This is a genomic window from Lutibacter sp. (assembly GCF_040883305.1).
In the GTDB taxonomy this organism is placed as follows: domain Bacteria; phylum Bacteroidota; class Bacteroidia; order Flavobacteriales; family Flavobacteriaceae; genus Lutibacter.
Window position 1 is genome coordinate 1 of sequence record NZ_JBFLKT010000191.1, and the last position, 5,100, is coordinate 5,100.

The window sequence follows — 5,100 nt, forward strand, 5'->3', positions numbered from 1 at the left end:
CTGGTTAAAACCTTTCTAATATCTTTTACATAAGCTTCTCCTTTCCAAACAAAAGCATTTTCGTGTAAAGAAGCATATTTACTACTATCAACAAACATTTCTGCAAAATTACGTTCTCTAGAACTTCCAATAATATTTACAGATAACAATAAATAGGTTATACTATTAAAAAATATACTCCAAAAAAATGCATGTGGAACAGGTTCAAAAATTTGCAGGCCAAATAATTGATACGGTTTTAAAAAGCTAAACCCAAATAATCCTTCAGAAACAAAAGATGAAGCAATTTCTTGAGAATCAATAGTAAAAGGTATTACTAATGTATAAACTGTGACTAAAAATCCAACTAAAATTCCAAATTTTGCACCTGTAGCTGATCCTCTTCTCCAAAAAAGTCCGCCAAAAAAGGAAGGTGCTAATTGTGCTATTAATACAAATGAAATTAATCCAATAGAAACTAAAGATCTGTCTAATGTGAAAAATTTATAGAAAAAATATGCAACAATAATTAATGAAAAGATGGATATTCTTCGAATATTTTTAATGGATTCTGTATTTTTTTCAGATTCACCTTTACTAAATTTTCTTAAAAATCCGTAAGGAATAATTAAATTGTTACTCAACATTGTTGATAATGCTAATGTAGAAATTACTACCATAGAAATGGCTGCTGAAAAACCTCCTAGAAACACTAAAATGGCTAAAAAATCATTTCCTTGTTGCAGTGGTAACATAAGGGTAAATAAATCGGCTTCAACTTGTTGGTTTTGAAACATAATGTTTCCTCCCCAAGCAATAAAAATTACAAAAATGTTAAATAACAATAAATATAAAGGGAATAACCATGTAGCTTTTTTTAGATATTTTTCACGTTCATTTTCAACTACTGTTACTTGAAATTGTCTTGGTAATAACATAATGGCAATCATAGATACAATACTTAGCATAAACCAGTTAAATCCACCTTCTAAACCATTTAGACTTTGCTGTGCATTAAAATTTGGTAATACCGAGGCTTGCTGATAAATATCACTTGGGCCATTAAATAAGTAAAAAGTTACATAAACACCTATAATAAGAAAAAATAGTAGTTTAATAATAGACTCTAAAGCAACTGCAGTAATAATTCCTTTATGTCTTTCTGAAGCATCGGTATGTTGTGTTCCAAAAAATGCTGCAAAAACTGCTAATAAAATTGCAATATAAAATGTAGTGTCGTTAATTATTGAATTTACAACAATATTATGATTAGTAATTACATTGAAAGTCTCTGAAATTGCTTTTAATTGTAATGAAATGTATGGAACTATTGCCAATACACAAACCATTGTTACAAGAGCACCTAAAAAACGATCGTTTCCATATCTTAGTGAAATAAAATCAGCTAAAGATGAAATTTTATTTCCTTTAGAAATACGGATGATTTTTTTCATTAAGAGCATCCAAGTAGGTATAATTATAACGGGACCTACATAAATTGCTAAAAATTTAATTCCTGAAGTTGCTGCTAAACCAACACTGCCATAATAAGTCCATGCGGTACAATAAACTGCTAAGGATAATGTGTAAACGTAAGGATTATTTACCCAACTACTTTTTGAGTTTTTTTCGGCCCAATAAGCTACATAAAAAATTGCAGCTAGATAAACTATAATAATGGATATTACTAAAAAACTACTCATAAAAACGTCTTAGAATAATATGAGAGATTATAATTGACAAAATCCAAACAACAAAAATATAAAAGTATACTAAGGGAAACCCCAAAACAGCAATCTCAGCATCAAACAACAAAATAATTGGTATGTTGAATAAGCTAAGTAATAAAATAGTTAATACTATGAGTTTTTGTTGATGTCTTTTTTTCATTCAAAAAATTTAATTAGTTTAAATATAATAAAAAGCAGTATTAAAATAGAAATACTGCTTTTTTTAAGAATTACTAACTAATGGTCACTTGCTTCACCAGCGCCCGAAGGAATTCTAATATCTTCAACTATGTCTTGCACATGTTGTGGTGGTGCAGGTGTAAATCTTGAAACTGCAATTGATATAACAAAGTTTACTACCATTGCAACTGTTCCAAATCCTTCTGGAGAAATTCCAAACCACCATTCGCTTGAATCTGGCATTTCACCAATCCATCCTAGTTTGTATTTTGCCATATAAAAGAACATTAAACTTAAACCAACTATCATCCCTGAAATTGCTCCTTCTTTGTTCATTCTTTTATCAAAAATACCTAATAAAATTGCTGGAAAGAAAGAAGCTGCTGCTAAACCAAAGGCTAAAGCTACCACGGCGGCGACAAATCCCGGCGGATTGATTCCAAAATAACCTGCAATTAAAACTGCTACAAACGCACTTAAACGCGCTGCAATCAATTCTCCTTTTTCAGAAATATCTGGTTTTATAATTTTCTTAAATAAATCGTGCGATATGGAGGAGGCAATTACTAATAAGAGTCCTGCTGCTGTAGATAGTGCAGCAGCTAATCCACCTGCACCAACTAAGGCAATTACCCAGTTTGGTAATTGTGCAATTTCTGGATTTGCTAGTACCATAATATCACGGTCAATTGTTAACTCATTTACAGATTTATCAGCAACATATTGTACAACACCATCTGCATTTTTATCTTCAAATTTTATTAAACCTGTTTTTTCCCAATTTCCAAACCATTCAGGTAATTCAGCATATTCTGCATTACTTACGGTTTCAACTAATTTAATTCTTGCAAAAACAGCTACAGCGGGAACAGTTGTATATAAAATTGCAATAAATAACAATGCCCAACCTGCAGAAACACGTGCATCTTTTACTCTAGGAACAGTAAAGAAACGTACAATTACGTGCGGTAAACCGGCTGTTCCAACCATTAATGCAACTGTTATTGCAAATACGTCGATCATAGATTTACTTCCGGAAGTATATTCATGAAATCCTAGTTGTGTTGATAAACCATCTAGTTTATCCAATAGATATACACCATCTTCACCAGAACCACCAAAACCTAATTGAGGAATTGGGTTTCCTGTCATTTGAAATGAAATAAAAATTGCAGGCACCATAAATGCAAATATTAATACACAATATTGTGCTACTTGCGTATAAGTTATTCCTTTCATTCCACCTAGAACGGCATAAAACAAAACAATTGCCATACCAATATAAACTCCAGTATTAATATCTACTTCAAGGTAACGTGAAAATACAATTCCTACACCTCTCATTTGTCCAGCAACATAGGTAAACGAAACAATTAAAGCTGCAATTACGGCAACAATACGTGCGGTATTCGAGTAATAGCGATCACCAATAAAATCGGGTACTGTAAATTTTCCAAACTTTCTTAAATAAGGTGCTAATAAAAGTGCTAAAAGCACATAACCACCAGTCCAACCCATAAGGTAAACCGAGCCATCATATCCTGTAAAAGATACAATCCCGGCTAATGAAATAAATGATGCTGCCGACATCCAGTCTGCTGCTGTAGCCATTCCATTCATAATTGGAGGAACTCCTCCTCCGGCCACATAAAATTCTTTTGAAGATCCTGCTCTAGCCCAAATTGCAATTCCAATATAAAGTGCAAAAGTAATTCCAACAAGTATCCATGTCCATGTTAATATTCCCATGATTTAATTTTTTATTTTAAGATTAATTATTCGTCAACTCCATATTTCTTATCTAGTTTATTCATCAATTTTACATAGACGAATATTAAGATAACAAACACATACATTGAACCTTGTTGTGCAAACCAAAAACCAAGTTTAAAACCACCCATTTTAATGGAGTTTAACTGATCTACTAATAAAATTCCAAACACATAAGAAACTAAAAACCATATGCTTAACAAAATTGCTAAATACCTAAGATTTTCTTTCCAATATGCTTTCATATCTTTTTTTGACATAATAGTTTATATTAAAATAGTTAGTATTAAAATTTATAAATTGCTGTTGTTAGTAATCTAAAGTTATTTACAGGATCTGCTGTGGAAGTAATATCTCCATTTGTGGCAATGGATCCATATTGTGCATTTGTAAATTCACCTTCTAAACCTATTTTTAAACTTCCAGATTTCCATCCAATTCTTGGAGAAACTCTAAAAGCGTTCTCAACAGTGCCCAAAAACCCATCAACATACGTTACTGATTCTCCAAAACCTCCATTTGCAGTATAGCCACCAAATAAACCCCATTCCATTGTTTCAGAAAAATCGCCACTAAATTCAGTCCACATAGATAAAGTTTCATTATTTAAATAATCACCACTTCCATTTGTTGCAAACCCTCCTATTTGGAGTAAATCTGTCATGTTCTGACCATAAGTAGCTTCAGCTTTCCAAGTTGCTTCACCCAATTTTGTTCTAAAATATCCTATAAATGCTGTACTTGTTAAATTATCTTCACCTAAAGCAGGTCTGCTAGATTTTAAATTAAAACCTAAACCTCCCAAAGTTGCACTTGCTTTACCAAATTGTAATTGTGCGTGTACTTGTGGTATTCCAGATTGACTGACACTTGCTCCACGAGTTTGAAAATCTCTTTCAGTAAAAAGAACCCCTATAAATTTAATAGTCCCTTTTGTAGTAATACGAAGTTGTGGATTTCTTGAAAATGGTTGAAAAGGGACGCCTGTATTAAAAGAATAGGTTCCTGGGAAAACTGCAGTTACAAACATTGGGTGCCAATATTGCCCCATTAAAATATCAACCTTGTCATTTGATAATTGTACAAATGCATGTCGTAATCTTAATTCTCCAGTTGTTCCATTAGAATTTCCGAAAAATGCTGCTTCAATAACCCCAGAAGTTTTCATTCCAAAAAAATCTGGACCACTAATTGCTCCTTTTAACCTGGATTGAATTGCAAGAATGTTAAAATTGGATTGATCGTTTAAATCTTCGCCTCCAACAAGATTTTCAGCTGCGGGTAAAATATTAAAGTGACCTTCTCTGGCGTTTACTGTCTGACGTGTGTCGAACATAAAATCTGCCTTTACAAAGCCACTCCAATTAATACCAAATTTTTTGTCTGCCCCATCGGACTGACTGTAACCTAAGTTTGTTAATGCAATTGATGCTATTAACAA

The 5,100-nt window shown here is 32.3% G+C and carries 4 protein-coding genes; all 4 read right to left on the reverse strand.

The features are described from left to right. A partial coding sequence (locus tag AB1Z17_RS06200) for a sodium:solute symporter family protein (RefSeq protein ID WP_368050924.1) occupies window positions 1–1,682 on the reverse strand: 1,682 nt, incomplete at its 3' end. A gap of 264 nt (window positions 1,683–1,946) precedes the next feature. Further along, entirely contained in the window at window positions 1,947–3,638 is a 1,692-nt protein-coding gene (locus AB1Z17_RS06205) for a sodium:solute symporter family protein (protein ID WP_368050925.1), read from the reverse strand. Between the two features lie 26 nt (window positions 3,639–3,664). Next, on the reverse strand, window positions 3,665–3,919 hold the full coding sequence (locus AB1Z17_RS06210; protein ID WP_368050926.1) for a DUF4212 domain-containing protein: 255 nt from the start codon (window positions 3,917–3,919) through the stop codon (window positions 3,665–3,667). Between the two features lie 26 nt (window positions 3,920–3,945). Continuing rightward, the coding region (locus AB1Z17_RS06215) for a hypothetical protein (RefSeq protein WP_368050927.1) at window positions 3,946–5,100 on the reverse strand (1,155 nt) is incomplete at its 5' end.

Coding starts and splice junctions, on each gene's coding strand:
- AB1Z17_RS06205 (WP_368050925.1), bottom strand. CDS start 3,638: ATGGGAATATTAACATGGACATGGATACTTGTTGGAATTACTTTTGCA.
- AB1Z17_RS06210 (WP_368050926.1), bottom strand. CDS start 3,919: ATGTCAAAAAAAGATATGAAAGCATATTGGAAAGAAAATCTTAGGTAT.